This window comes from Neisseria sp. P0021.S007 (assembly GCF_051956855.1).
In genome coordinates, this window is the sequence record NZ_JBQCXA010000339.1 from 1 (window position 1) to 804 (window position 804).

Annotated in this window: 1 protein-coding gene; it reads left to right on the top strand. The window is 46.3% G+C overall.

Annotated elements, in window-relative coordinates:
* Positions 1-190: 190 nt before the first annotated feature.
* A partial coding sequence (locus tag ACTHUR_RS13210; RefSeq protein ID WP_440398977.1) for a hypothetical protein occupies positions 191-804 on the top strand: 614 nt, incomplete at its 3' end.

Genomic DNA, 804 nt, shown 5'->3' on the forward strand with positions numbered 1-804 from the left:
GTATGTTTCCATATAAATAAAAAATTATTGTCCAGCCGATTAACGACACAAAGGCAAACCGTACCTGGTCTGCCTGAGACTGCAGCCTCTGTTTTGGCTCGTATCATAAGCCAAAACAGCTCAAACACAATAACAAAACCTTAGGCTAAACCCATTTGGTTGACGCAGTCGAAATACTCATGGGATATCAATGAGCAAACAAGAAAAATTTTTCGACGTATACGTTTCCTATCCGCCGAACACGGATAGGGAGCTCATCCACGCCTGCCTGTATGAGAACCTGCCCGAAAACGAAGTCGAGAGCCTGATTCAAGCCTTGGCTGAGCGTCCGCAAGCGATTGTGGCCGAAAAATGTACCCAAGATGAGCGCGAAAATGCGCAGCATTACTTCAGCTATTTGGGTTTGGACGTGATCGTCCGTCAGTCTATGGAATTGGAAGCAGTTGAAGAAGAAACTATGTCGGCAGCCAATACTCCCGACCCTATCCAATGCCCCGTCTGCATGACGATTATTGACGAACTAGATGCACAGGAATGTAAAACCTGCCACTTTGATTTGACAGAAAAAAATGAGCTGGCCATCCAGCGTAAGCGCATTGAATGGCAGGAAAAAATCTCTTTCGAGCATAAAAAACAAACCGAAATTGCCCACAAGCTCAAATACGAGCGCGAGCAGGAAGAGAAAAAGCTGCGCAAGAAAATCCGTGCCGAGTTGGAATCCCAACTACGCGAAGAGTTAGACCAAAATCCTGAGCTGGCAGCACTTGCAGCGAGGAAGAAAACACAGTTCCTGCTTACAATGGC